This window comes from Burkholderia sp. Tr-20390 (assembly GCF_017104595.1).
Taxonomy (GTDB): domain Bacteria; phylum Pseudomonadota; class Gammaproteobacteria; order Burkholderiales; family Burkholderiaceae; genus Burkholderia.
The window spans coordinates 1-24,812 of sequence record NZ_JAAGPC010000069.1; the positions used below are offsets into that span (position 1 = coordinate 1).

Consider the following 24,812-nt stretch of genomic DNA (forward strand, 5'->3'; position numbering starts at 1 on the left):
TTCCGCCACCGGCCGCCGTCATGCGTCCGCCTCCCGCGCCGGGCGGTGAGGGCCGTTCGATGCCGGTACCGGTGCACCCGGGCGGTGGTGGGGGCGGCGGCGGTTACGGCGGCGCGCGACCGCAGGGTGGCGGGAACGGCGGCGGAAGCCACGGTGGTGGCGGAGGCGGCGGCCCGGAAGAATTCCGTCACTGACGATGCCGATGCATTCGGTCGGCGCAGGACGAAAAAAAGCCGCTCCGGAGAGCGGCTTCTGGATCGGGCGAGCGGGCTTCGGCCCGCAGCCTGACCGGCTACGTGTTACAAGCAGCCGGCCTTGCTGTTGCTACCCCAATCAGTCGTCGAGCAGCGACAGGTCGCGCACCGCACCCTTGTCGGCGGACATGACCAGCTTCGCGTAGGCCTTCAGCGCAGCGGACACCTTGCGCGGACGCGGCTGCGCCGGCTTCCAGCCCTTGGCGTTCTGCTCTTCGCGGCGGCGCGCCAGTTCCTCGTCCGACACCAGCACGTTGATCGTGCGATTCGGGATGTCGATGCGGATCTTGTCGCCGTCGCGCACGAGGCCGATCGCGCCGCCCGCTGCCGCTTCCGGCGAGCAATGGCCGATCGACAGGCCCGACGTGCCGCCCGAGAAGCGGCCGTCCGTCAGCAGCGCGCATGCCTTGCCGAGGCCCTTCGACTTGATGTAGCTGGTCGGGTAGAGCATTTCCTGCATGCCGGGGCCGCCCTTCGGGCCTTCGTAGCGCACGATCACCACGTCGCCGGCCTTGACCTTGTCGTTCAGGATGTTGTCGACTGCCTCATCCTGCGATTCGGTCACGTGCGCCGTGCCTTCGAACACGAGGATGCTCTCGTCGACGCCGGCCGTCTTCACCACGCAGCCGTCGAGCGCGATGTTGCCCGTCAGCACGGCGAGGCCGCCTTCCTTCGAGAACGCATGCTCGTACGAGCGGATGCAGCCTTCGGCGCGATCGAGATCGAGGCTCGGCCAGCGCGTGTTCTGGCTGAACGCGACCTGCGTCGGGATGCCGGCCGGGCCGGCCTGGTAGAACGTGCGGACCGCGTCGTCCTGCGTGCGGACGATGTCCCACTGGTCGAGGGCGTCCTTCAGCGACGGCGCGTGCACGGTCGGCACGTCGGTGTGCAGCTTGCCGGCGCGGTCGAGCTCGCCGAGGATCGCCATGATGCCGCCTGCGCGGTGCACGTCCTCGATATGGTACTTGTTCGTGTTCGGCGCGACCTTGCACAGCTGCGGCACGACGCGCGACAGGCGGTCGATGTCCTTCATCGTGAAGTCGATGCCGGCTTCCTGCGCGATCGCCAGCAGGTGCAGGATCGTGTTGGTCGAACCGCCCATCGCGATGTCGAGCGTCATCGCGTTCTCGAATGCCTTGAAGCCCACCGAGCGCGGCAGCACGCGGTCGTCGTCCTGCTCGTAGTGCTGGCGGGTGAGTTCGACGATGCGACGGCCGGCGCGCTTGAACAACTGCTCGCGATCGGCGTGCGTGGCCACCACCGTGCCGTTGCCGGGCAGCGACAGGCCGAGCGCTTCGGTCAGGCAGTTCATCGAGTTCGCGGTGAACATGCCCGAGCACGAACCGCAGGTCGGGCAGGCCGAGCGTTCGACTTCGGCGACTTCGGCGTCGGAATACGACGGGTCGACCGCGATCACCATCGCGTCGACGAGGTCGAGCTTCTTCACCTCGATGGCCTTGGTGACCGGGTTCGCGAGGCGCGTCTTGCCCGCTTCCATCGGGCCGCCCGACACGAAGATCACCGGGATGTTGAGGCGCATCGCGGCCATCAGCATCCCCGGCGTGATCTTGTCGCAGTTCGAGATGCAGACCATCGCGTCCGCGCAGTGCGCGTTCACCATGTATTCGACCGAGTCGGCGATGATGTCGCGGCTCGGCAGCGAATACAGCATGCCGTCGTGGCCCATCGCGATGCCGTCGTCGACCGCGATCGTGTTGAATTCCTTCGCGACGCCGCCGGCCGCCTCGATCTCGCGCGCGACGAGCTGGCCGAGATCCTTCAGGTGCACGTGCCCCGGCACGAACTGCGTGAACGAGTTGACGACCGCGATGATCGGCTTCGAGAAATCGTCGTCTTTCATGCCGGTGGCGCGCCAGAGCGAGCGCGCCCCTGCCATGTTGCGGCCAGCGGTGGAGGTTTTGGAACGGTAAGTGGGCATGGTCGTTGCTGAAGAAATATCGCGGGAAAAGGGTGGAGGCACGGGGAATAAAGGCCTCTCTCGCGCCCGTGCGAACAACCTCTTGAGCTGCGCCCTGGGCAAACTCCGTGATTATCCCACAGCCGCCGGGCGCGCGGCGCCGGCGGGCAACGCCGAACGGCGCGGGTGGGGCGCGGCGGGCAGCGCGCGGGCGCACAAGCCGAAAGTACCGAACAAAGCGAACAAAGCGAACAAAGCGAACAAAGCGAACAAAGCGCGGCGCGAAGACGGAATGGCGGGAACACGCGAAGCCGGAAGCCGGCCATCGCCAGCGGAGCCCGGCAGCGGCTTCATCGCCCGTCTTGCCGACGACGAAGCCGCGCCGCTCGATCGCGCGTCAGTCGAGCAGCGTCAGGATCTCGTCGTACAGCGCCTTCGGAATCCGCACGCCGTTCGCGATGCTGCGCGCACGGGCGTCGAAGCGGCGTTGCGACGGCAGCCGCGCACCCTGCGCGACGATCGATTCGAACATCCGCTCGCCGCGCGCGAGCCCCGTGTCGAGATCGTCGCCGAGGAACACCTTCGGGTCGAACGCGATCACGAGTTCGCCGTGGCACGGCGTCGCGCCGACGCCTTCGTCGAAGTCCATCGATTCGCGGCTCGTCATGTCGCCGATCAGCGCGCCGCCGAGCAGTTCGACCATCGCCGCGAGCGCCGAACCCTTGTGGCCGCCGAACGTGCGCATCGCGCCCTGCAGCGCGGCTTTCGGATCGGTGGTCGGCCGGCCGTCGGCGTCGATCGCCCATTCCGGCGGGATCGCCTTGCCTTGCTTCGCATGCAGCTCGATGTCGCCGCGCGCGATCGCGCTCGTCGCGAAATCGAACACGAACGGCATGCCGCCCGGGCGCGGCCATGCGAACGCGATCGGGTTCGTGCCGAACACCGGCTCCTTGCCGCCTTCCGGTGCAACCCAGCTATGGCTCGGGTTCATCGCGATGCCGACCAGCCCCTCGGCCGCGATGGCCTCGACCTCGGGCCACAGCGCGGAGAAGTGGTAGCAGTGGTTGATCGTCATCGCGGCGATGCCGTGCTGCTTCGCCATCTCGACGAGCACCGGCAGGCCGGTCTCGAAGCTCAGCAGCGAAAAGCCGCGATGTGCGTCGACCGAGACGATCGACGACGACAGCCGGCGCAGCGTCGGCACGGCTTGCGGATCGACCTTGCCCTTCTTCAGCGAACGCACGCAGACGAGCAGCCGGTACACGCCATGCGAATGGCATTCGTCGCGCTGGCCCTGTGTGATCACGTTGGCGATGGCACGCGCATGCGCGTCGGACATGCCGTTGTGCGTCAGCACGCGCAGCGCGAGCGCGTGGACTTCATCGAGCGACAGGACGATTTCGTCGGTGGATGCGGTCATGTCACGCCTCCCGCGGCGCGGGCACGCCGTCGATACGTTGCGGCACGTTCAGCGGATTGCCGTTGCGGATCGCGTCCGGCAGCAGCGCATCAGGCAGGTCCTGATACGACACCGGGCGCAGGAAGCGCTCGATCGCGCGTGCGCCGACGGACGTCGTGCGCGTATCGGACGTGGCCGGGAACGGGCCGCCGTGCACCATCGCATGGCCGACCTCGACACCCGTGCCGAAGCCGTTGACGAGAATGCGGCCGGCCTTGCGCTCGAGCAGCGGGCGCAGCGCGGCGAACAGCGGCGCGTCGCCATCGGCGAGATGCGCGGCGATCGTCAACTGGCCTTCGAGCGACTTCAGCACGCGATGCAGCGTGTCGGCGTCCGGGCAACGCACGATCAGCGAAGCGGGGCCGAACACCTCTTCGCGCAATTCGGGATGCGCGACGAACGCGTCGGCCGAGGTCGCGAGCAGCGCCGCGCGGGCCTGCAGGCGGTTGCCTTCGACGCCTTGTGCGAGCAGCTCGACGGCCGCGTGATCGCGCAGCGCCGCGACGCCCTGTTCGTAGCTGGCGTGGATGGGCGGCGTCAGCATCGTTTGCGCGGGCGCGGCACGCACCGCGGCGGCGGCCGTTTCCTCGAACGCGCGCAGCGCGGGACCGTCGACGGCGAGCACGAGGCCCGGGTTCGTGCAGAACTGTCCTGCGCCGAGCGTGAGCGACGCGACGAACTGCGGCGCGATCGCATCGTGGCGCACGTCGAGCGCGGCGGGGAACAGCAGCACGGGATTGATCGAGCTCATTTCCGCATAGACGGGAATCGGCTCGGGGCGCGCAGCCGCGATGTGCATCAGCGCGACGCCGCCGCGGCGCGAGCCGGTGAAGCCGACGGCCTTGATGCGCGGATCGGCGACGAGCGCCTGGCCGATCTCGCGCGACGCGTCGAACAGCAGCGAGAACACGCCGGCCGGCATCCCGCATTCATGCGCGGCTTGCTGGATTGCGCGGCCGACGAGTTCCGAGGTGCCCGGATGCGCCGAATGCGCCTTGACGATCACCGGGCAGCCGGCCGCGAGCGCCGAGGCGGTATCGCCGCCGGCGACCGAGAACGCGAGCGGGAAGTTCGACGCACCGAACACGGCGACGGGCCCGACCGCGACGTTGCGCAGGCGCAGGTCGACGCGCGGCAGCGGCTTGCGCTCGGGGCGCGCCGGATCGATCCGCGCGTCGAGAAAGCCGCCGTCGCGCACGAGCGACGCGAACAGCGCGAGCTGGCCGACCGTGCGGCCGCGCTCGCCTTCGATGCGCGCGCGCGGCAGGCCCGTTTCGATGACGCAGCGCTCGATCAGGTCGTCGCCGAGCGCCATGATGTGGCGGCCGATCGCGTCGAGAAACGCGGCGCGGGCTTCGAGCGACGTTTCGCGATAGGTGTCGAAGGCGTCGTCGGCGAGCGCGCAGGCCGTCTCCAGGTCGTGCAGGCTCGCACCGCCGAAGGCGGGTTCGAGCCGTTCGCCGGTGGCGGCGGCGATCGCGTGGAGGGTGCCGTTCTGTCCGGCGACGGCGGACGGGCCGATCAGGAGCTGACCTGTGAGTTGCATGGTTTTCCTCGGAAAAAAAACAGGAGCCGGGCGTGGAGCGCCCGGCCGAAGGGATCATGGGAAAAGGAGCGAGTGCGTCAGTCCTCGTCGTCGTCGAGTTGCAGCTTCTCCGAGCGCACGCCGGTGTTCGCCCCCCAGTAATAGATGACGAGCGCGACGGCCGCGACGACGACCGTGTCGTACGGATGGGCAAGCTGGCCCGTGCCGCCGAAGCCGCCGAGATACGACAGGACGATCATCGCGGCATAGAACGCGATCAGCCACGCGGACGAGCGCACCTGCTCGGCGAGGCTCAGGTGCGCGGTCGGCACCCAGCGGCGGCACGCGAGATAGATCACGAACATCACGATCTGCAGGCCGAGCAGCCAGGACACCGTGCTCCAGCCCGACCAGTAGACGATCAGCGCGGCAATCACGAACGACGCGGGGCCGGTGATGCCGAACGCGCTGGCGCGGAACGGCCGGGGGAGGTCCGGCGCGGTGCGGCGGAGGGCGGCGACCGACACCGGTGCGACCGCATAGCTCAGCACCAGCGCGGCCGACACGATGTTGATCAGCGCTTCCCACGACGGGAACGGCAGCGTCCAGAAGATCGCGAGGCCGAACGTGAGCCACAGGCCCGCGCGCGGAATGCCCGATGCTTCGTCGACGCGCGTGAACACCTTGAAGAACGTGCCCGTCTTGGCCCAGCCGTAGACCACGCGCGGCGTCGCGTTCATGTAGATGTTGCCGCAGCCGCTCGGCGAGATCATCGCGTCGGCGACGACCATCACCGCGAGCCAGCCGACGCCGAGCGCCAGCGCGATGTCGCGGTACGGCAGCGAGAACGCCTTGCTTACGTCGTGCCAGCCGGCGGCGAGCATGTCGGTGGGGATGCTGCCGATGAACGCGAGCTGCAGCAGCACGTAGATCAGCGTCGACAACAGGATCGACAGGATCAGCGCGATCGGGATCGTGCGCTGCGGATTGCGCACCTCGCTCGCGACCGACACGATCGGCGTGAGCCCGAGGTACGCGAAGATGATGCCGCCGGCGGACACGGCCATCTCGATGCCCGGCATGCCGAACGGCGCGAAGCCCTGGATCGTCAGGTTCGCGGGCTTGAAGAACGTGAACAGCACGGCGATCACCGCCAGCGGCACGATGAACTTGAAGACGCTGATGATGTTGTTCGCCTTCGCGAACGTCTTCACGCTCGAATAGTTCAGGTAAAAGAAGAAGCCCAGCAGCGCGGCCTGCACGAGCCAGCCGAGCGTGGTCGGGTCGCTCGATCCTGCGACGGTCAGGCCCGGAAACCACGCGGCCGCATACTGGCGCGCGGCGACGACTTCGATCGCGATCAGGCTCGAAAAGGCGATCAGCGTGATGAAGCCCATCAGGTAGCCGAGCAGCGGGCCGTGCGAGAACACCGGGTAGCGGACCACGCCGCCCGCGCGCGGCAGCGCGGCGCCGAGTTCGCAGTAGACGATGCCGAGCAGCAGCACCGCGAAGCCGCCGAGCAGCCACGAGAAGATGCCGGCCGGGCCCGCGATCGTCGACACGTGACTCGCGGCGAACAGCCACCCCGAACCGAAAATGGCGCCGAGACCGATGAACGTGAGATCGGTCAGCGACAGCTGTTTCTTGAATTTGCCGTGACCCGCGTCGGGGTGCGCGGAACGGGAAAGCGGGACAGACGGGTGAGCGTTGCCTTGGCCTGGCATGGGCGTGTCTCCTGGAGGAATGTCGGCACAGGCTCGAGGTGCGCCGCGCTCCGACGGAGCAGCGGCACCAGCCTGCCGGCCGGCGTCGCCCGGTTCGAACGACCGGGGCGGGCTGCGGGGCGTTCACGCGCGGCGCGCTCGGGCGCCGGTATGAACGGGCCCGCAGGCCATGCCGGACCGAAGACGGCGGCGCGCAGGGGGGAAAGCCCGCACGCCGCCGCAGAGGGAGTCGATCAGAGACCGACGTCGGGCAGCGCCGGGCGCGTTTCGAGCGCCTTCGCGACGATGGCCTTCACTTCCGCGAGCGTGTCGCCCTGCAGCGCGAGGCGCGGCGGGCGCGTGATCGCGCTGCCGCGGCCGACCAGCTCTTCGCACAGCTTGATGCACTGCACGAGGTCGGGGCGTGCGTCGAGGTGCAGCAGCGGCATGAACCAGCGATACAGCGCGAGCGCTTCGTCGAAACGCTTCTGCTTCGCGAGGCGGAACAGCGTCTCGCCTTCCTTCGGGAACGCGTTCGACATGCCCGACACCCAGCCTTCGGCGCCGACGGCGATGCTCTCGACCACGACGTCGTCGAGGCCCGCGAACAGCACGAAGCGATCGCCGACCGCGTTGCGCAGGTCGATGAAACGGCGCGTATCGCCCGACGAATCCTTGAAGCAGACGATGTTCTCGCAATCCTGCAGCGCGATCAGCACGTCGGGCGTCACGTCGTTCTTGTAGATCGGCGGGTTGTTGTAGACCATCACCGGCAGGTCGGTGCTGGTTGCGACCGCGCGGAAGTGCGCGGCGGTTTCGTGCGGCTTCGCCGAGTAGACGAGGGCGGGCATCACCATCACGCCGTCGACGCCGACGCGCTGCGCCTCACGCACCGTGTTGCGCGCGAATTCGGTCGTGAATTCGGCGATGCCGGCGATCACCGGAATCTTGCCGCCGGCCGCGTCGCGTGCGGCTTCGATCACCTGGAGCTTCTCGCTCGTCGACAGCGACGTGTTCTCGCCGACCGTGCCGCAGACCACGAGGCCCGATACGCCGTCGTTCACCAGGTTCTTCACCACGCGGTGCGTGGCATCGATGTCGAGGGAAAAGTCCGGCTTGAACTGGGTGCTGACGGCCGGGAAAACCCCGGTCCACTGAATGGCGTTTCGGCTCACTTCAATCTCCTACGTGTTTGTATCGGTCGGCCGACAGGTGTCGGTGTGGCAACCAGTATCGCCGCGCAAATGCCCATCACGCTTGAGTCGTATCGCGGAGCAAAATGACGAAATCGGCACAGCGGCCGGACGGCGCGGGAAGGGCGCTTCGCACTATGCCGATTTCGTCGTCGTCCTCATCGAAAAGCCACAAGCGGGCGGACGCGCGACGGAGGAAGCTGTGCTCCTTTCCCCACTTCGGACGGCTCATGATGAAGCGCATCCAGATCATCGATTCGCACACGGGCGGCGAACCCACTCGGCTCGTCGTGTCCGGTTTCCCCGCGCTCGGCAGCGGCACCATGGCCGAGCGTCGCGACGTGCTCGCGCGCGAGCACGACCGTTACCGCACCGCCTGCATTCTCGAGCCGCGCGGCAGCGACGTGCTGGTCGGCGCGCTGCTGTGCGAACCCGTGTCGCCCGAGGCGGCGGCCGGCGTGATCTTCTTCAACAATAGCGGCTATCTCGGGATGTGCGGGCACGGCACGATCGGCGTCGTGCGCACGCTGCACCATATGGGGCGCATCGCGCCCGGCATGCACCGGATCGAGACGCCCGTCGGCACCGTCGAGGCGACGCTGCATGACGACCTGTCGGTCAGCGTGCGCAACGTGCCTGCGTATCGCCATGCGAAGGGCGTCGCGCTCGACGTGCCGGGTTACGGCCCCGTGAAGGGCGACGTCGCGTGGGGCGGCAACTGGTTCTTCCTGATCAGCGACCATGGGCAGCGCGTTGCCGGCGACAACGTCGCGGCGCTCACCGCGTATGCGTCGGCCGTGCGCGAAGGGCTCGAACGCGCGGGCATCACCGGCGCGAACGGCGGCGAGATCGACCATATCGAACTGTTCGCCGACGATCCCGAACACGACAGCCGCAGCTTCGTGCTGTGCCCGGGCCTCGCGTACGACCGCTCACCGTGCGGCACCGGCACGAGCGCGAAGCTCGCGTGCCTCGCGGCCGACGGCAAGCTCGAACCGGGCGCCGTATGGCGGCAGGCGAGCGTGATCGGCAGCGTGTTCCAGGCGAGCTACGAGCAGGCCGACGGCGGCATCGTGCCGACGATTCGTGGCAGCGCGCACCTGAGCGCGGAAGCGACGCTGCTGATCGAGGAAGACGATCCATTCGGCTGGGGTATTGCGCCGTGAGCGACACGAAGACGGATGTCGTCGTGATCGGCGCCGGCATCGTCGGCGCGGCGTGCGCGCACGAACTCGCGCAGCGCGGGCTGCGCGTGCTCGTCGTCGACGACGCGAGCGGCGGGGCAACCGGCGCGGGCATGGGGCACCTCGTCGCGATGGACGACAACGCGGCCGAACTCGCGCTCAGCCATTACTCGATCGAACTGTGGCGCGCGCTGAGCGGCGAGATGCCGGAAGAGTGCGCGTACCGCAACTGCGGCACGTTGTGGCTCGCCGCCGATGCGCACGAAATGGATCTGGCGCGCGCGAAGCAGGCGACGCTGGCCGCGCATGGCGTGGCGGGCGAACTGATCGACGCGGCGACGCTCGCGCGACTGGAGCCGATGCTGCGCGCGGGCCTCGGCGGTGCGCTGAAGATTCCCGGCGACGCGATCCTCTATGCGCCCGTCACCGCGAACTGGCTGCTGCAGCGCGCGCCGCGCATCACGTTGCGGCGCGACCGGGCCGTCGCGGTCGACGGCCCGAGCGTGACGCTCGCGAGCGGCGACACGCTGCGCGCGGAGCGGGTGGTCGTCGCGAACGGCGTCGCCGCGCGCACGCTGCTGCCCGAGTTGCCGCTGCGCCCGAAAAAGGGCCATCTGCTGATTACCGACCGCTATCCGGGCCAGGTGTCGCACCAGCTCGTCGAGCTGGGCTATGCGGCGAGCGCGCATGCGAGCGACGGCACGTCGGTCGCGTTCAACGTGCAGCCGCGGCCGACCGGCCAGTTGCTGATCGGTTCGTCGCGCCAGTTCGACACCGAGGACGCGCAAGTCGACCCGCCCGTGCTCGCGCGCATGCTGCGCCGCGCGGTGGGTTATCTGCCGGACCTGGCAGACCTGAACGGGATCCGCGCATGGACGGGCTTCCGTTCCGCGAGCCCCGACGGGCTGCCGCTGCTCGGCGAGCATCCGGCGCGGCCGGGCGTGTGGCTCGCGGTCGGGCATGAAGGGCTCGGCGTGACGACCGCGCCGGGCAGCGCGCGGCTCGTCGCTGCGCTGATGGCCGGCGAACGGCCGCCCATCGATATCGAACCGTATTTGCCGGGACGCTTTCTGAGCGCGTCCCTCGTAGCCGGAGCGCTGACATGAAACGATACCCACGCTCACTTCGTTCGCTGCCCCTCGTGGGGGCGGTCAGCCCCCTTGGGGCGGCCCGGCGGAGGCTGACATGATCATTCATCTGGACGGCCGCGCGCTGACGGTGGCCGACGGCGCGACCGTCGCGGCCGCCGTCGCGGCGAGCGGCGACGACACGACGCGCGTGTCGTGCACGGGTGCGGCGCGTGCGCCGTTTTGCGGGATGGGCATCTGCCAGGAGTGCAGGATGACGATCGATGGCCGACGCCGGCTGGCTTGCCAGACGCTGTGCCGCGACGGCATGCAGGTGGAGCGCACGCGATGAAACAGGAACGACTGAGCGTCGACGTCGCGATCGTCGGCGCGGGGCCGGCCGGGCTGTCGGCCGCGCGGGCCGCCGCACGCAGTGGTGCGACGGTTGCGATCGTCGACGACAACCCGCGAGCGGGCGGGCAGATCTGGCGGCAAGGCGCGGCGGCGATGCCGACGCCGGCCGCCGCCGAGCGGCTCGCCGTATTGCGGCAGCCGAACGTCACGCATCTCGCGGCGACGCGCATCGTCGCCGAAACGCAGCCGGGCACGCTGCTGCTCGAGGATGACGAACGCGGGCTGTTGCTCGATTTCCGCACGCTGATTCTCTGCTGCGGCGCACGCGAGCTGCTGTTGCCGTTTCCGGGCTGGACGCTGCCGGGTGTCACCGGCGCAGGCGGCTTGCAGGCGTTGATCAAGTACGGCCTCGACGTGCGCGGGCAGCGCACGGTGATCGCGGGCAGCGGGCCGCTGCTGCTGGCGAGCGCGGCGACGGCCCGGCACGCCGGCGCGCGCGTGTCGCACGTGCTCGAACAGGCCGCATGGGCCGACGTGGCCGGGTTCGGGGCGGGGCTGTGGCGCTGGCCGTCGAAGCTTGCGCAGGCCGCGAAGCTCGTCACCGCCGCCTATCGGCCCGATGCGCATGTCGTCGAGGCGTTCGGCGACAAGCGGCTCGAACGCGTGCGGATTCGTCAGGGCGATCGCGAGTTCGACGTCGACTGCGACCGGCTCGCGTGCGGCTTCGGGCTTGTGCCGAATACCGTGCTGCCGAGTCATCTCGGCTGCCGGATCGACGATGGCGCGGTGGCGGTCGATGTGCACCAGCGCACGAGCCGCGATGGTGTTTTTGCGGCGGGTGAGTGTACGGGCGTCGGCGGCAGCGAACTGGCGATGGTCGAAGGCGAAATCGCCGGTTTGGCGGCGACCGGGCAGACCGCGCAGTTGGCCGCGCTGGTTACGCAACGGGCGCACTGGCAGGTGTTTGCCGATGCCGTACGCGAGCGTTTCGCGATCCGCGAACCGATCCGCCGGCTCGCGCGGGCCGACACGTTGCTGTGCCGTTGCGAGGACGTGCGTTTCGACGCCGTCGCGCGAGCACCGGGCTGGACAGCCGCGAAACTGCAATCACGCTGTGGGATGGGCGCGTGTCAGGGCCGCGTGTGCGGCGCCGCCGCGCAGGCGCTGTTCGGCTGGACACCGCCGGTGCCGCGCACGCCGCTCGTACCCGCGCGGATCGGCACGCTGATGCTGGACGGTACGGCATCCTGCGACGGCGCGTGACGCGTCGCGGCAACACGGCAACACGGCAACACGGCAACACGGCAACACGGCAACACGGCAACACGGCAACACGGCAACACGGCAACACGGCAACACGGCAACACGGCCCGGTTGACACCGGGCCGCGCCATTCATTCCACCTTCACTTTCTCCCATCCGCCGACTTGCGGCGCCGCACAGGCGCGCAGGCACTCGATCGTCGCGGCCACGGCCGCACGATTCGCGCTGTCGGGGTGCCAGTACATCGACACCGCGCCCTGGCCTTCGAGCTGCATCGGCAGGATCCGGATCGCGTTCAATTGCGCGAAGCGCTGCGCAGCGCGGTGCGATGCCACGCCGAGCAGGTCGGTGTTGTTCAGCAGCGTGAGGTTGAGGATCGACGAATTCGATTCGACACAGTGCGGCGGCCGTACGCGGCCGGCGGCCGACAGCGCGGCCTCCAGCGCGTTGTGCACGGGCGTGCCCGACGGCCATACGATCCACGAGTAGGCGAGCACGTCGTCCCAGCCGACCGACGCCGCGCCGGCGAGCGCGTGGCCGGGCCGCGCGACGAACACGACCGGATCGACATACAGCGCTTCGGCATGCAGCAGCGGATCGACGGATGTCGATCCCGAGCGGCCCACGACGATATCCAGTTCGCTGCGTGCGAGCTGCGGCATCAGCTGGTTCATCGTGCTTTCGGTCATCCGGACCTGCGCGCGCGGCATCCGTTTCAGCAATTGCGACACCGCGAGCGGCACCGTGTCGGCCGCCGCCACGCCGGACGTACCGATCGTCACGAGGCCGCTGCCGCCTTCCCGCAGCGCGGCCATGTCGTCGCGTGCAATGTCGAGCTGCGCTTCGACGCGGCGCGCATGCTCGATCAATGCTTCGCCGTACGGCGTCGGCCGCAGGCCGCGCGCATGCCGCTCGAACAGCGGCAGCCCGACATCCTCTTCCAGTTCCTTCAGCCATTTCGACAGCGCGGGCTGCGTGGTGGCGAGCACGACCGCCGACTGGCTCAGATTGCCGGTGCCGGCAAGGCTCAACAGTACCTGCAGATGCCGCAGCCGCAGCCGGTGGGTCCAGTCCATCGCATGCCTCGTCGCGAGTAGGTATATCCAGAAACATATGGATCAGATGATTTGACCATTTTACCGGGTATGCCTGGGTCGAATATAAATCAGCTAACGGACTGCAGCACGGTCCCGCCCCGACATAGCGCCGGCACCGATCGGCCGATTCCAAGGAGACATCATGACGACCCATCCGGACGCGTCGCGCGCCGCCTACTACGCACGGATCGCCGAGCAACGCCTGGCGCCGCTGTGGGAATCGCTGCACAACCTCGTGCCGACATCCCCGCAGCCGGCCGCGCAGGCCGCGATCTGGAAATACGCGCAGGTGCGCGACCTCGTGATGCAGGCCGGCAGCGTGATCAGCGCGGAAGAAGCCGTGCGCCGGGTGCTGGTGCTGGAGAACCCGGGGCTGCCCGGCAAGTCGAGCATGACGCCGACCCTGTACGCGGGCCTGCAACTGATCCTGCCGGGCGAGATCGCGCCAAGCCACCGGCACACGCAGTCGGCGCTGCGCTTCATCGTCGAAGGGCGTGGCGCGTGGACAGCCGTGAACGGCGAACGCACGACGATGCATCCGGGCGACTTCATCATCACGCCGTCGTGGGCTTGGCATGACCACGGCAACCCGTCGGAGGAAGCGGGCGGCGAGCCGGTCGTATGGCTCGACGGGCTCGACATCCCGCTGCTCGCGAATCTCGACGCAGGCTTCGCGGAGAATTACCCGGAAGCCGTGCAGCCGGTGAATCGCCCGGAAGGCGACAGCTTTGCGCGCTTCGGTCACAACATGGTGCCGGTGCGGCATCGCGTGAGCGATCCGACGTCGCCGGTGTTCAGCTACCCGTATGCCCGCACCCGCGAGGCGCTCGACGCGCTGTACCGGAACGGCGAGCTCGATGCGTGGGACGGCGTGAAGCTGCGCTACGTCAACCCCGCGACGGGCGGCTGGCCGATGCCGACGATCGCCACCTTCATGCAGTTCCTGCCGGCCGGTTTCGACGGCCGCACGTACCGCAGCACCGACGCGACGATCTACTGCGTCGTCGAAGGCCGCGGCACAGCGTATATCGGCGGCAATGCATTCGAATTCGAGCCGCACGACATCTTCGTCGCGCCGTCGTGGGCGCCGGTGCGGCTGTCGGCGTCGTCCGACAGCGTGCTGTTCAGCTATTCCGACCGGCCCGTGCTGTCCGCGCTGAACCTGCTGCGCGAAGCGCGCGACTGACGCCGGCCGGTTTCGACGATTCGTTTCCCGTTTCCCGTTTCCCGTTTCCCGTTTCCCGATTCCCGTTTCCCGATTCCCGTTTCCCGATTCCCGTTTCCTGTGCGTCGCTGCGGCGGCGCGCCCCACCTTCATTCGTATTGACGCTGGAGCCATTCATGACTTTCGTTTTCCCGCCCGAAGCGCCCGTGGCGCTCCCCGTCGCCGGCAGCGACGCGCGGTTCGCGGTACGCCGTGTGTATTGCGTCGGTCGCAACTATGCGGCCCATGCACGTGAAATGGGCTTCGATCCCGATCGCGAGCCGCCGTTCTTCTTCTGCAAGCCGGCCGATTCGATCGTGCCGGTCGCGTACGGCGACACGCTCGACCTCGCCTATCCGTCGCAGACGCAGAACTATCACTACGAAGCCGAGCTTGTCGCGGTAATCGGCAAGGGCGGTTCGGACATCCCGCTCGAGCACGCGCTCGAGCACGTGTGGGGCTACGCGGTCGGCCTCGACATGACGCGCCGCGACCTGCAGATGAAGATGCGCGAGATGGGCCGGCCGTGGGAAATCGGCAAGGCATTCGACCGCTCGGCGCCGATCGGGCCCGTGCATCCGGCGAGCGACGTCGGTCACTTCGAACAGGGCGGCCTGTGGCTGACCGTCAACGATGCGACGAAGCAGAAGAGCGACGTGTCGCACCTGATCTGGTCGGTCGCGGAAACGGTGGCCGACCTGTCGAAGTTCTTCCGCCTCGAACCGGGCGACGTGATCTTCACGGGCACGCCCGAAGGTGTCGGCGCGGTGGTCGCAGGCGACGTGATGAAGGTCGGCGTCGAACGGCTCGGCGAACTGACCGTGCGCGTGGTCTGACGCATCTTGATCAAAAGGCGACATCGTGCAACTGCATAGCTTCTTCAACAGTTCGACGTCCTACCGGGTGCGTATCGCGCTCGCGCTGAAAGGGCTGCCGTACGACACGCTGCCGGTGAACATCCGCACCGGCGAGCATCGCGGGGCGGCGTACGTCGTGAACGTGAACCCGTCGGCCGCGGTGCCGGCGTTGGTCGACGGGGATTTTCGTCTCGGGCAGTCGCTCGCGATCCTCGATTACCTCGACCAGATCCAGCCGACGCCTCGACTGATTCCGCTCGAACTGCACCATCGTGCGCGCGTGCTGGAACTCGCGACGCTGATCGCATGCGACATCCATCCGGTCAACAACCTGCGCGTGCTGCGCTATCTCGACACCGAGTTGAAGGTCACGCCGCAGCAGAAGACCGCGTGGTACCGGCACTGGATCGCGGAAGGGATGGCAGCCGTCGAGCGGCTGCTCGTGCGCGCGGACGACGGCCCGTGGTGCTTCGGCGACACGCCGACGCTCGCCGACGTATGCCTCGTGCCGCAGGTCGCGAACGCGTTGCGGATGGATTGCGACCTGAGCGCGTATCCGCGCAGCCTCGCGGTATATGAACACGCGCGGCACGAGCCGGCGTTCGACGCGGCACAGCCGCAGCGGCAACCGGATTACGTCGCGTAACACGAAGCAGGAGACAGACATGGGCGAGACAAAACACAACGGCCGGCGCGTGCTGGTGATCGGCGGCGGCATCGGCGGGCTCGCGACGGCGCTCGCGCTCGCGCGCCAGGGCATCCGCGTGAAGCTGCTCGAACAGGCCGACCGGATCGGCGAGATCGGCGCGGGGATCCAGCTCGCGGCGAATGCATTCAACGCGCTCGACGCGCTAGGTGTCGGCGAGGCCGCGCGCGGCCGGGCGGTGTTCACCGACTGGCTGCAACTGATGGATGCGGTCGATGCGCGCGAGGTGGCGCGCGTCGATACGGGCGCCGCGTACCGCGAGCGCTTCGGCAATCCGTATGCGGTGATTCATCGCGCGGACATTCACCTGTCGATCTACGAGGCGGTCAAGGATCATCCGCTGATCGAATTCCGGACGAGCACGCAGGTGTGCGGCTTCGAGCAGGACGACAACGGCGTGACGGTGACCGACCAGCACGGCGAGCGTTATCGCGCGGATGCGGTGATCGGCTGCGACGGCGTGAAATCCGCGATCCGTCAAGCATTGATCGGCGACGCGCATCGCGTGACGGGCCACGTCGTGTATCGCGCGGTGGTCGACGTCGACAACATGCCGCAGGACCTGCAGATCAATGCGCCGGTGGTATGGGCCGGCCCACATTGCCATCTCGTCCACTATCCGCTGCGCGGCGGGCGGCAGTACAACCTCGTCGTCACGTTCCACAGCCGCGAGCAGGAAACCTGGGGCGTGCGCGAGGGCAGCAAGGAAGAAGTGCTGTCGTACTTCGACGGCGTCCATCCGCTGCCGAAGCAGATGCTCGACCGGCCGACGTCGTGGAAGCGCTGGGCGACCGCCGATCGCGATCCGGTCGAACGCTGGAGCGAAGGCCGTGCAACGGTGCTCGGCGACGCCGCGCATCCGATGACGCAATACATCGCGCAGGGCGCGTGCCAGGCGCTCGAGGACGCGGTGACGCTCGGTGCGGCCGTGGCCCGGACCGATGGCGACTTCGAGGCCGCGTTCGCGCTGTATGAACGTGTGCGGATTCCGCGCACCGCGCGCGTGCTGTACTCGGCGCGCGAGATGGGGCGGATCTATCACGCGAAGGGCGTCGAGCGGCAGGTGCGCAACGGCCTTTGGGTCGGCCGCACGCAGGCGCAGTTCTACGACGCGCTCGACTGGCTGCACGGCTGGCGCGCCGAGGATTGCCTGAAGTCCGTCGCGTAACGCGGCGCGGTTGGCCGATTCCCGCGGCGCGCATTTCAACGACACGACGCGCGACCGCCTTCCTGGAGGAGACATCATCATGGCCGATACGCTGTCCATCGACGTCAGCGAATGGATCGACCGGCATCGCGTGGCGCCGTTTCAGGCCGCGATCGTCGTCCTGTGCTTTCTGATCGTCGCGATCGACGGTTTCGATACCGCATCGATCGGGTTCATCGCCCCCGTCATCCGCGCGGAATGGGGGCTGTCGCCCGCGCAGCTCGCACCGGTGTTCGGCGCGGGGCTCGCGGGGTTGATGGCGGGCGCGCTCGTGTTCGGGCCGTTCGGCGACCGGTTCGGCCGCAAGCGGCTGCTGCTCGCCTGCGTGGCGTGCTTCGGCATCGCGAGCGCCGCGTCGGCGAGCGCGGGCGGCCTGACCGAGCTGATCGCGTGGCGCTTCGTGACCGGGCTCGGGCTCGGCGGCGCGATGCCGAATGCGATCACGCTGACCTCCGAATACTGCCCGGCGCGGCGCCGTTCGCTGCTGGTGACGACGATGTTTTGCGGCTTCACGATCGGCTCCGCGCTTGGCGGGCTCGCGGCTGCGTCGTTGATCGAACACCACGGCTGGCGTTCGGTGCTCGTCGTCGGCGGGGCCGCACCGTTGTTGCTGCTGCCGGTGCTCGCGTGGCGGCTGCCGGAATCGGTGCGCTATCTCGTCAACGCAGGCTCGGCGCGCGAACGGATCGCGGCGATGCTGGCGCGCATCGCGCCCGATCCGCATCTTGCGAACGCGTCGTTCATCGCGCCCGCCGGCAAGCCGGCCGGGCCGCCGCTCGGCCGCCTGTTCGGTGCCGACCTGCTGCGTGGCACGCTACTGCTGTGGCTCACGTTCTTCATGAGCCTGCTCGTGATCTACCTGCTATCGAGCTGGCTGCCGACGCTGCTGCGCACGACCGGCGCGACGCTGCAGACGGCCGCACGCGTCACCGCGATGTTCCAGATCGGCGGCACGCTCGGCGCGATCGTCCTCGGCGGCTTGATGGACCGTTTCGATCCGCATCGCGTACTGGCCTGCAGCTATGCGGCGGCCGGTGTATTCGTCGCCGCGATCGGCGTGTTTGCCGCATCGCCGTGGGGCGCCGCGCTCGCCGTGTTCGCGGCCGGTTTCTGCGTGTCGGGTTCTCAGGTCGGCGCGAACGCGCTGTCGGCTGCGTTTTATCCGACCGAGTGCCGCACCACCGGCGTGAGCTGGGCGAACGGGATCGGCCGTGGTGGCTCGGTCGTCGGATCGATGGCGGGCGGCGCGATGCTCGCGATGGGCGTGCCGTTGTCGACTGCGTTTGCCGTCGTCGCGGCGCCGTGCGTGATCGCGGGGATGGCGGTGCTGGCGCTCGGTGTGGTGCGTGCCGATGCGGCGCGCATGCCGGCCGCGAAGGCGATTGCGGGCGAGCAGACCACTTGAGCGAAGGAGGCGGTGCAAGGCCGCCTGCCGGAAAACAGCGGGGGGCAATATTATATAAATTAATATAATATCGATTTTTTAATTGTCCTCCTGCGCCAATGAACGACGATCTTTCCGCCGGGTTGCCGGAACCCGACTCGATGCGCGCGGCTGCCGATTCGGCCTGCGCGCTGCTCAAGGTGCTGTCGAATCCCGACCGGCTGCTGCTGCTTTGCGAACTGTCGCAAGGGGAGCGGTGCGTCAGCGATCTCGAGACGGCGCTGGACATCCGCCAGCCGACCCTGTCGCAGCAGCTCGGCGTGTTGCGGGACAACGCGCTGGTTCGCACGCGCCGCGAGGGCAAGAACATCCACTATTCGCTCGACAGCCCGGCCGCGATCGCGGTGATGGGCGTGTTGTATGAACAGTTCTGCGGCCCGGCCGCGAAGGGGCGGCGCGATGCAGCTTGATGCGCTTCGTTTCACGCCGTGGCTGTCGCTGGCCGGCGGCGTGCTGATCGGGCTCGCGGCCGCGTGGCTCATCGCATTCAACGGCCGGATTGCCGGCATCAGCGGCATCGTCGGCGGGTTGCTCACGGCACGCGCCGGTGAGCGCGACTGGCGCGCCGCGTTCATCGCCGGGCTGATCGCCGCACCGCTTGTGATGTACGTCGCAGGGAATCGTATGACGCCGCAGGTCGATGCAGGCTGGGTCGACCTAGTGGCGGCCGGGCTGCTGGTCGGCGTCGGCACGCGCTATGCGGGCGGTTGCACGAGCGGCCACGGCGTGTGCGGGATGTCGCGCGGTGCGTTGCGCTCGGTGGTCGCGACCGTGGTCTTCATGGTCGCGGGCTTCGTGACCGTCTTCGTGCGACGGCACGTGCTGGGAGGCTGACATGCAGGCAGGATTCGCGTTTCTGGCGGGGCTGCTGTTCGGCGTCGGCCTCATCGTGTCGGGCATGGCCAATCCGCAGAAGGTGCTCGGTTTTCTCGACCTGGCGGGCCGCTGGGATCCGTCGCTCGCGTTCGTGATGGCCGGCGCGATGGGCGTGGCCGTGTTCGCGTTCGCCTGGGCGAAGCACCGGACGCGGACGTGGCTCGGCTTGCCGATGCAGTTGCCGGCCGTGCGTGCGATCACCGTGCGGCTGGTTGCCGGAAGTGCGGTGTTCGGCATCGGCTGGGGGATCGCCGGGTTCTGCCCGGGGCCCGCGATCGTGTCGATCGGCTTCGGGTCGGCGAAGGGCATCGTGTTCGTCGTCGCGATGCTGGCCGGGATGGCGGTGTTCGAGTGGGTCGAGCGGCGCAGGAGTGTACGGTGATGTCGGGGTCGCCGCGTGCCAGGCAGGGTGCGGCGATTGCGCGTGCAGCGCGACGTGACGATCGATGCGATTGCGCGGCATTTCCCGGCCGGAACCCGGACGAGCCAGCCGCCGGGCGGGATGCCGCAGTGGATCGCGCTGCCGGACGGCGTGCGCTCCGAGGCGCTGTTCGACGCCGCGCTCGCGCACGGAGTCAGGATCGCGCCCGGCTCGATCTTCTCGAATTCCGACCGCTTCGACCGCTTCGACCGCTTCGACGGCTATATCCGGCGCGCTTGCACGCGCGTGTCCGATGCGGCGCACGAAGCGGCATTTGAAACGCTCGGCCGCCTCGTACGGGAAGCCACCGCGGCCACGTAAGCACGGTGTCGGCCGGCCGGGCCAGCGAATTCGCAGGCCCTCCGGTTTTCCGGGCCACCGACGCGGCCAGCCGCCGCCATTTCATCGGCTGGCCGAGTGCGTGGCGAGGTGCTGGCGGATCAACGACAGGTAACGATCGCCGACCGAGAAATCGCGTGCGGCGCGCGGCCGTTCGGCCTGGCGCAGCGTGGCCGGTGCGCTCATGCCCAGATACCGGCATACGGCGGACGGGAAGGGCTTGCGCGTATGCCCGAGCTGGCGAGCCGCGCGCTCGACGCGTGCATCACCGACCTGAGCGCGGAGCCACGCCAGCACTTGGCGATCAGCTTCGTTGACGATACGAACCAGATGTTCCATCGCGCACCTCACTGTTCATAAATACAGTACTGTAAATATAACCAGTGTTTGCGTTGACCGCAAGCGGGTGCGCATGCGGCTGGCCGTTCGGCCAGGGTCAGCGAGCCGGTACGGTGGTTCGCGTGATCCGGCCAGCAGGAGCGGCGGGCGCCACAGGAGCCGCAACCTTCGTATAGCGCGCGTCGGTCAGCGTGCCGAGGAACGCGACGATGTCGTCGATTTCCGCGTCGCTCAGTGCGGGTGGCGTGCCCGGCCGACGGTTCATCGGCGTCGAGTTGACGTTGATGTTGCCGCGGTAGGCGGCCGGCACGTCGTCGAACGTTCTGGCCCCGTGATACCAGAAGCCCGGGTCGGTCGAGCGCGTGTTGTAGAACGCGACCGCGTCGCGCAGCGTCGTGAACACGCCGTTGTGCATGAACGTCTGCTTGACCGCGACGTTGCGCAGCCCCGGCGTGCGCAGGTAGCCGCACCATTGCGTCGGCTCGGGCCAGCGCAGCCGCCGTGCGGTGTCGCACAGCCCGTTGTCGAAATGGCGCGGATCGCGGTTCGCCGGCAGCGCGCGGTTGCGCGGCACCGCGATTGCGTCGTAGCCGAAATCGGTGAAGAGCGAACGCTCCGGGCGGCTCGACGTCTCCGACAGCGTATGGCAGCTCATGCAGTTGCCCTTGTCGGGATTCCGGAACAGCGCGAGGCCGCGCATTTCGGCCGGCGCGAGCGGCTTGCGCGTGCGCAGGAACACATCGAAACGCGACGTGAACGGCGCCATCTCGTCGCTCTGCAGATAGGCTTCGACGGCCAGGCCCATCGCACGCACCAGTTGCTCGGGATCGCGCCGCACCGGCGCGCCGAAGCGCGCGGCGAGATCGGGCGCGAGTTCGGTGGCGTCGACCTTGCGCAGCAGCGCGGCCGGCGACCGGTTGTTCATCTCGTTCGGATCGAACAGCGGCCCGCGGATCTGCTCGGCGAGCGTATCCGCGCGGCCATCGCTGAACAGGCCGCCGAACGGCGACGGCGCGGGTGCGTCGTCATCCTGGTAGAAGTGGCGGCGCGGCACGTAACGCACATAGAGCAGCGACGGCGCGTTGCGCTGGCTGAAACGCCCGGGCCGGCTGCCTTCCGGCACACCGGGCCCCGCGAGCGAGGCGGCCGACAGCGTCGGCGCGAACGCGCGGCCCGGATCGTGGCAGCCCGCGCACGACATGCCGCGCGGCTCGGACAGCCGCGGATCGAAGAAGATCCGGCGGCCGAGCGCGACGAGCGTCGGGTCGGGCGCGAAGCGGGCGGTCGCCGCATCGATCTTGCCCGTCACCTGCGGCGTGCCGTTGCCGATCGTGTCGACGACTCGCGAAGGCGGCGCGCCGGGGAGCAGGACCGTTTCGGCCGGTGCGGCGTGGGCCGCGAGCGCCAGGCCCGCGAATACGGCCGCCGTGGCTAGCGTGCGCAGCGTTTGCAGGCCGCCCGCATGGCGGCCGTCACATCGAACCCCTTCACTCACGGCGCAATGAACCCCGTCTTGTCGCAGGCGAGCGTCGTGCCCGACTGGTCGCACGACGCGAGCAGCTTGCCGGCCGCCGAATACGCGTGGAACACCCAGCCGGTCGCCGGGGCGGCGCGGCGATCCATGATCAGGAAGCCGAAGCTGTTGTTGTGCGACAGCCGTTCGATCACGGCGCCCGGTGCGGGCGTCAGGCCGGCCGGGAACGGGTCGGGCAGCGCGACGTCGAGATTGTCGCCGCCGTTGCCGGACACGATCGTCGCCGGATGCCCGGACGAGAAGTTGATTGCCTGGAAGTCGTGCACGTGCCCGTGCAGCGCGACGTGCACGCCGGACGGGTAGTACGCCTGCGCGTTGAGGCTCGACATCACCGACTGCAGCGCGAGGTTGCCCGGCGCGGGCGTGCTGCCGGCGATCGGCGCGAACGCGAGGATCGGATGGTGGTTCGTGAAGATCGTCGTCGTCATGCCGGCCTTCGACGCGAGCGCGGCGACCGTCTGGAACTGCTTCTGGTAGATGCCGAATTGCGCGTCGGTCGTCTTGAGCGGCGTGCGGCCGACCTTCGCGGTGTCGAACACGATCACCTGCGAGCCGCCGCCGAGCGACACCGCATAGGGTTCCGAATAGTTCGCGTTGTTGTCGTTGGCCGGATCGTCGCACGAGCGCGCGGCCGAATACGGGCGCGGATCGAGGAAGCGGAACCAGCCCTGGCCCGCCCGCGCGCATTCCTCGTGGTTGCCGCGCACGACGACCCACGGCGCCTTCGCGAGCAGCGGGGCGGCCGGACGGAACAGGTCGGCCTGCCACGTATCCCAGCCATAGCCCCACGGGCTGTCCTTGCAGCCGGCGATGTCGGGCGGGCACGCGTTCTCGCGGTAGTGATAGTCGCCGATGTGCATCACGAGGTCGGGCGACAGCTTCGCGACGCTGGCCGCGATCGTGTCGAGCGGCCAGACCGATGCGTCGTTGCACGCCTGCCACGCGTTGTCGGCTTTCTTCATGCGGCAGCCGGTATCGGCGATGATCGCGATGCGTTGCGGCTGCGCCTTCGGCAGCGGCAGCGTGCGGCCCGCGACGCTTGCCGCCTGCGCGCCGGCCGGTAGCGTCATCTCGCAGACGGACACCGGGAAGCTCGACGGCTTCGAATCGGACGGATCGCTGGCGGTGGGCCGCTGGGCGAGGGTCGCGGCGCCCGCGCGCACGGCCATGCGCGACAGCTTGCCGTCGACGGTCAGTTGCGGGCACAGCGGATCGCCGGCCGACGCGGGTGTGTAGTTCGTGATGACGCGCGCGATCGCCTGGTTCGACTCGCCGATCTCGACCCATGCGGCCTGGACGTTGGCCGACGCACTCGCCGGATCGGCCGGCGAATCGATGTGGTTCGAGCACGCGGACAGCGCGGCGAGGGCAGCAAGGGGAGCGCAGCGCACGAGCAGCGCGCGCGTGAGGAGTCGTCGCATGGGAGGCACCGTAGGAAAGTCGTCAACGATACGCAGCGCGAATGTAAGAAATATGAAAAAACCGGGCGCGACAGGGCGCTTGAGCACGGCCCGGGGGCTTGACCTCAAGCCGGCTTGAAGCAGCAAAGTGCGATGCACGCTCAATGAACCCGAAGAGGAATCGACGATGGAAACCAGCCAGCCCAATGACGAACAATCCGCGCTGTGGAACGGCCCGTCGGGGCGCGCGTGGGTCGACACGCAGGCGCCGATCGACCGGATGTTCGAGCCGCTGGAAAAGTTGCTCGTGGATGCGGCGGCCACGTCGTCCGCGCGCAGCGTGCTCGACGTCGGCTGCGGCACGGGCGCGGTCACGCTCGCGATCGCGCGGCGGCTCGGGGCGGACGTGCAATGCACGGGCATCGATATCTCGTCCCGGATGATCGACGCCGCGCAGGCGCGCGCCGAGCGCAGCGGCGTTCGCGCCCGTTTCGTGCGCGCGGATGTGCAGACCCACGCGTTCGAGCCCGCGAGCGTCGATCTGATCGTGTCGCGCCTCGGTGTGATGTTCTTCGACGATCCGGTCAGGGCGTTCGCGAATCTGCGGCATGCGGCACGGCCGAATGCGCAGATGCGGTTCATCGCATGGCGCAGCGCGGCCGACAATCCGTTCATGACGATCGGCGAGCGGGCCGCCGCGCCGTTGCTGCCGAACCTGCCCGCCCGGCGGCCCGGCGCGCCGGGGCAATTCGCGTTCGGCGACCGGCAGCGCGTTGCGTCGGTGCTGTCGGACAGCGGCTGGGCGGACATCGCGATCGAGCCGGTCGATCTGGCGTGCGCGCTGCCTGCTTCCGCGCTGGACGACTACATCTCGCGGCTGGGCCCGGTCGGGCTGGCATTACTGGAGGTGGACGAGGCGACCCGGCGGCGCGTGGTCGACACGATGCGTGCCGCGTTCGCGCCTTACGTGGAGGGTGCCGATGTGCGCTTCGACGCGGCATGCTGGCTCGTGACGGCGCGGGCACCGTCCGCGTAATGCGTTGCGGTAACGAGGCAGGTCAACGAAGGGCCGGCCGGTTCGCCCCGCGCGTGGCCGTTCGCGCGGGACGAAGCCGGGCCGCGTGACGCACGCGCGTCAGTGTCGCCGCGCGCGCAACATCAACCACGCGCATCCGCCGGCGACCAGGGCGAGACCGAGCAAGACGGCTTCGACGCCGAGTGCAAACCCGGGCGGCATGTTCCCGGTGTCCGGCACCGGCGACAGGTTGACGCCCATTGCGATGGCGCCGCCGGCGAGCAGCGTCGCGCAGACGATCCAGTAGACCTTGCCGCGCGGCGCCGCGGCCCGGATTCGCCACAGCGCGATGCCGGCGCCGCCGAGATAGAGCACGGCGAGCGTGCCGAGCGCGATGACGTCGGAGGCGCGGCTTTGCAGGAGTCCGGTCATCGTGCCGCTCCATCGTGGATG

23 protein-coding genes and 1 pseudogene are annotated in these 24,812 nt (G+C 68.8%); 14 read left to right on the plus strand and 10 right to left on the minus strand.

Annotation, left to right across the window (positions count from 1 at the left end; translation table 11 throughout):
• Positions 1-333: 333 nt before the first annotated feature.
• The 5 genes from ilvD to G3N98_RS20035 form a co-directional block, all read right to left on the minus strand.
• Positions 334-2,193 carry a dihydroxy-acid dehydratase gene (gene ilvD / locus G3N98_RS20015; protein WP_089474658.1) on the minus strand — a complete coding sequence of 620 codons (1,860 nt, stop codon included), beginning with the start codon at positions 2,191-2,193 and terminating at the stop codon, positions 334-336.
• Positions 2,194-2,569: 376 nt separating this feature from the next.
• On the minus strand, positions 2,570-3,592 hold the full coding sequence (locus G3N98_RS20020) for an Ldh family oxidoreductase (protein ID WP_206149019.1): 1,023 nt from the start codon (positions 3,590-3,592) through the stop codon (positions 2,570-2,572).
• Position 3,593: 1 nt separating this feature from the next.
• On the minus strand, positions 3,594-5,177 hold the full coding sequence (locus G3N98_RS20025; RefSeq protein ID WP_206149020.1) for an aldehyde dehydrogenase (NADP(+)): 1,584 nt from the start codon (positions 5,175-5,177) through the stop codon (positions 3,594-3,596).
• A 77-nt stretch (positions 5,178-5,254) separates the two neighbouring features.
• Entirely contained in the window at positions 5,255-6,880 is a 1,626-nt protein-coding gene (locus G3N98_RS20030; RefSeq protein ID WP_206149021.1) for an APC family permease, read from the minus strand.
• A gap of 233 nt (positions 6,881-7,113) precedes the next feature.
• Positions 7,114-8,034, minus strand: coding sequence for a dihydrodipicolinate synthase family protein (locus G3N98_RS20035; protein WP_006484863.1), 921 nt, complete (start codon positions 8,032-8,034; stop codon positions 7,114-7,116).
• A gap of 251 nt (positions 8,035-8,285) precedes the next feature.
• Here G3N98_RS20035 and G3N98_RS20040 point away from each other — a divergent pair, with 251 nt between their 5' ends.
• The 4 genes from G3N98_RS20040 to G3N98_RS20055 all read left to right on the plus strand — a co-directional run bounded on the left by G3N98_RS20040 (position 8,286) and on the right by G3N98_RS20055 (position 11,920).
• Positions 8,286-9,218, plus strand: coding sequence for a 4-hydroxyproline epimerase (locus G3N98_RS20040; protein WP_206149044.1), 933 nt, complete (start codon positions 8,286-8,288; stop codon positions 9,216-9,218).
• Positions 9,215-10,342, plus strand: a complete 1,128-nt coding sequence (locus G3N98_RS20045; RefSeq protein ID WP_206149022.1) for an FAD-dependent oxidoreductase — start codon at positions 9,215-9,217, stop codon at positions 10,340-10,342. Before G3N98_RS20040 ends, G3N98_RS20045 begins: the two co-directional genes overlap by 4 nt.
• A gap of 79 nt (positions 10,343-10,421) precedes the next feature.
• The gene (locus G3N98_RS20050; protein WP_012338331.1) at positions 10,422-10,655 is read left to right on the plus strand and encodes a 2Fe-2S iron-sulfur cluster-binding protein; all 234 of its coding nucleotides are present in this window, start codon (positions 10,422-10,424) and stop codon (positions 10,653-10,655) included.
• Positions 10,652-11,920 (plus strand): FAD/NAD(P)-binding oxidoreductase, encoded by a 1,269-nt coding sequence (locus tag G3N98_RS20055; protein ID WP_206149023.1) that lies wholly within the window; start codon positions 10,652-10,654, stop codon positions 11,918-11,920. Before G3N98_RS20050 ends, G3N98_RS20055 begins: the two co-directional genes overlap by 4 nt.
• A 131-nt stretch (positions 11,921-12,051) precedes the next feature.
• Here G3N98_RS20055 and G3N98_RS20060 read toward each other — a convergent pair whose 3' ends face one another.
• On the minus strand, positions 12,052-12,996 hold the full coding sequence (locus tag G3N98_RS20060; protein ID WP_206149024.1) for a LysR substrate-binding domain-containing protein: 945 nt from the start codon (positions 12,994-12,996) through the stop codon (positions 12,052-12,054).
• A gap of 163 nt (positions 12,997-13,159) precedes the next feature.
• On the opposite strand from G3N98_RS20060, the gene gtdA reads away from it, so the two are divergent.
• From gtdA to G3N98_RS20105, 9 genes and pseudogenes are all read left to right on the plus strand, one after another.
• Entirely contained in the window at positions 13,160-14,203 is a 1,044-nt protein-coding gene (gene gtdA / locus G3N98_RS20065) for a gentisate 1,2-dioxygenase (RefSeq protein ID WP_206149025.1), read from the plus strand.
• A gap of 155 nt (positions 14,204-14,358) precedes the next feature.
• Positions 14,359-15,057 carry a fumarylacetoacetate hydrolase family protein gene (locus G3N98_RS20070; RefSeq protein ID WP_206149026.1) on the plus strand — a complete coding sequence of 233 codons (699 nt, stop codon included), beginning with the start codon at positions 14,359-14,361 and terminating at the stop codon, positions 15,055-15,057.
• Positions 15,058-15,082: 25 nt separating this feature from the next.
• Positions 15,083-15,724: a maleylacetoacetate isomerase gene (gene maiA, locus G3N98_RS20075; protein ID WP_206149027.1), complete on the plus strand. Its 642-nt coding sequence runs from the start codon at positions 15,083-15,085 to the stop codon at positions 15,722-15,724.
• A 19-nt stretch (positions 15,725-15,743) separates the two neighbouring features.
• On the plus strand, positions 15,744-16,952 hold the full coding sequence (locus tag G3N98_RS20080) for a 3-hydroxybenzoate 6-monooxygenase (RefSeq protein WP_206149028.1): 1,209 nt from the start codon (positions 15,744-15,746) through the stop codon (positions 16,950-16,952).
• 79 nt (positions 16,953-17,031) lie between these two features.
• Complete coding sequence (locus tag G3N98_RS20085; protein ID WP_206149029.1) at positions 17,032-18,396, plus strand: aromatic acid/H+ symport family MFS transporter; 1,365 nt, start codon at positions 17,032-17,034, stop codon at positions 18,394-18,396.
• A gap of 98 nt (positions 18,397-18,494) precedes the next feature.
• Positions 18,495-18,845 (plus strand): metalloregulator ArsR/SmtB family transcription factor, encoded by a 351-nt coding sequence (locus tag G3N98_RS20090; RefSeq protein WP_089474669.1) that lies wholly within the window; start codon positions 18,495-18,497, stop codon positions 18,843-18,845.
• Entirely contained in the window at positions 18,835-19,269 is a 435-nt protein-coding gene (locus tag G3N98_RS20095) for a YeeE/YedE family protein (protein ID WP_206149030.1), read from the plus strand. The genes G3N98_RS20090 and G3N98_RS20095 overlap by 11 nt, the downstream gene beginning before the upstream one ends.
• A gap of 1 nt (position 19,270) precedes the next feature.
• Entirely contained in the window at positions 19,271-19,693 is a 423-nt protein-coding gene (locus G3N98_RS20100; protein ID WP_206149031.1) for a DUF6691 family protein, read from the plus strand.
• 33 nt (positions 19,694-19,726) lie between these two features.
• A pseudogene (locus G3N98_RS20105) lies at positions 19,727-20,053 on the plus strand (PLP-dependent aminotransferase family protein); the annotation flags it as partial.
• Positions 20,054-20,134: 81 nt separating this feature from the next.
• Here G3N98_RS20105 and G3N98_RS20110 read toward each other — a convergent pair.
• The 3 genes from G3N98_RS20110 to G3N98_RS20120 all read right to left on the minus strand — a co-directional run bounded on the left by G3N98_RS20110 (position 20,135) and on the right by G3N98_RS20120 (position 23,365).
• A complete protein-coding gene (locus G3N98_RS20110) occupies positions 20,135-20,410 on the minus strand; it encodes a hypothetical protein (protein ID WP_011355479.1) in 276 nt (91 codons plus the stop codon).
• Between the two features lie 97 nt (positions 20,411-20,507).
• Positions 20,508-21,905, minus strand: a complete 1,398-nt coding sequence (locus G3N98_RS20115) for a cytochrome c peroxidase (protein WP_206149032.1) — start codon at positions 21,903-21,905, stop codon at positions 20,508-20,510.
• Positions 21,902-23,365: a metallophosphoesterase gene (locus tag G3N98_RS20120; protein ID WP_206149033.1), complete on the minus strand. Its 1,464-nt coding sequence runs from the start codon at positions 23,363-23,365 to the stop codon at positions 21,902-21,904. Before G3N98_RS20120 ends, G3N98_RS20115 begins: the two co-directional genes overlap by 4 nt.
• 166 nt (positions 23,366-23,531) lie before the next feature.
• On the opposite strand from G3N98_RS20120, the gene G3N98_RS20125 reads away from it, so the two are divergent.
• The gene (locus G3N98_RS20125) at positions 23,532-24,380 is read left to right on the plus strand and encodes a class I SAM-dependent methyltransferase (protein WP_206149034.1); all 849 of its coding nucleotides are present in this window, start codon (positions 23,532-23,534) and stop codon (positions 24,378-24,380) included.
• A gap of 99 nt (positions 24,381-24,479) precedes the next feature.
• Here G3N98_RS20125 and G3N98_RS20130 read toward each other — a convergent pair whose 3' ends face one another.
• Positions 24,480-24,791 (minus strand): hypothetical protein, encoded by a 312-nt coding sequence (locus G3N98_RS20130; protein ID WP_174971669.1) that lies wholly within the window; start codon positions 24,789-24,791, stop codon positions 24,480-24,482.
• Positions 24,792-24,812: the final 21 nt, after the last annotated feature.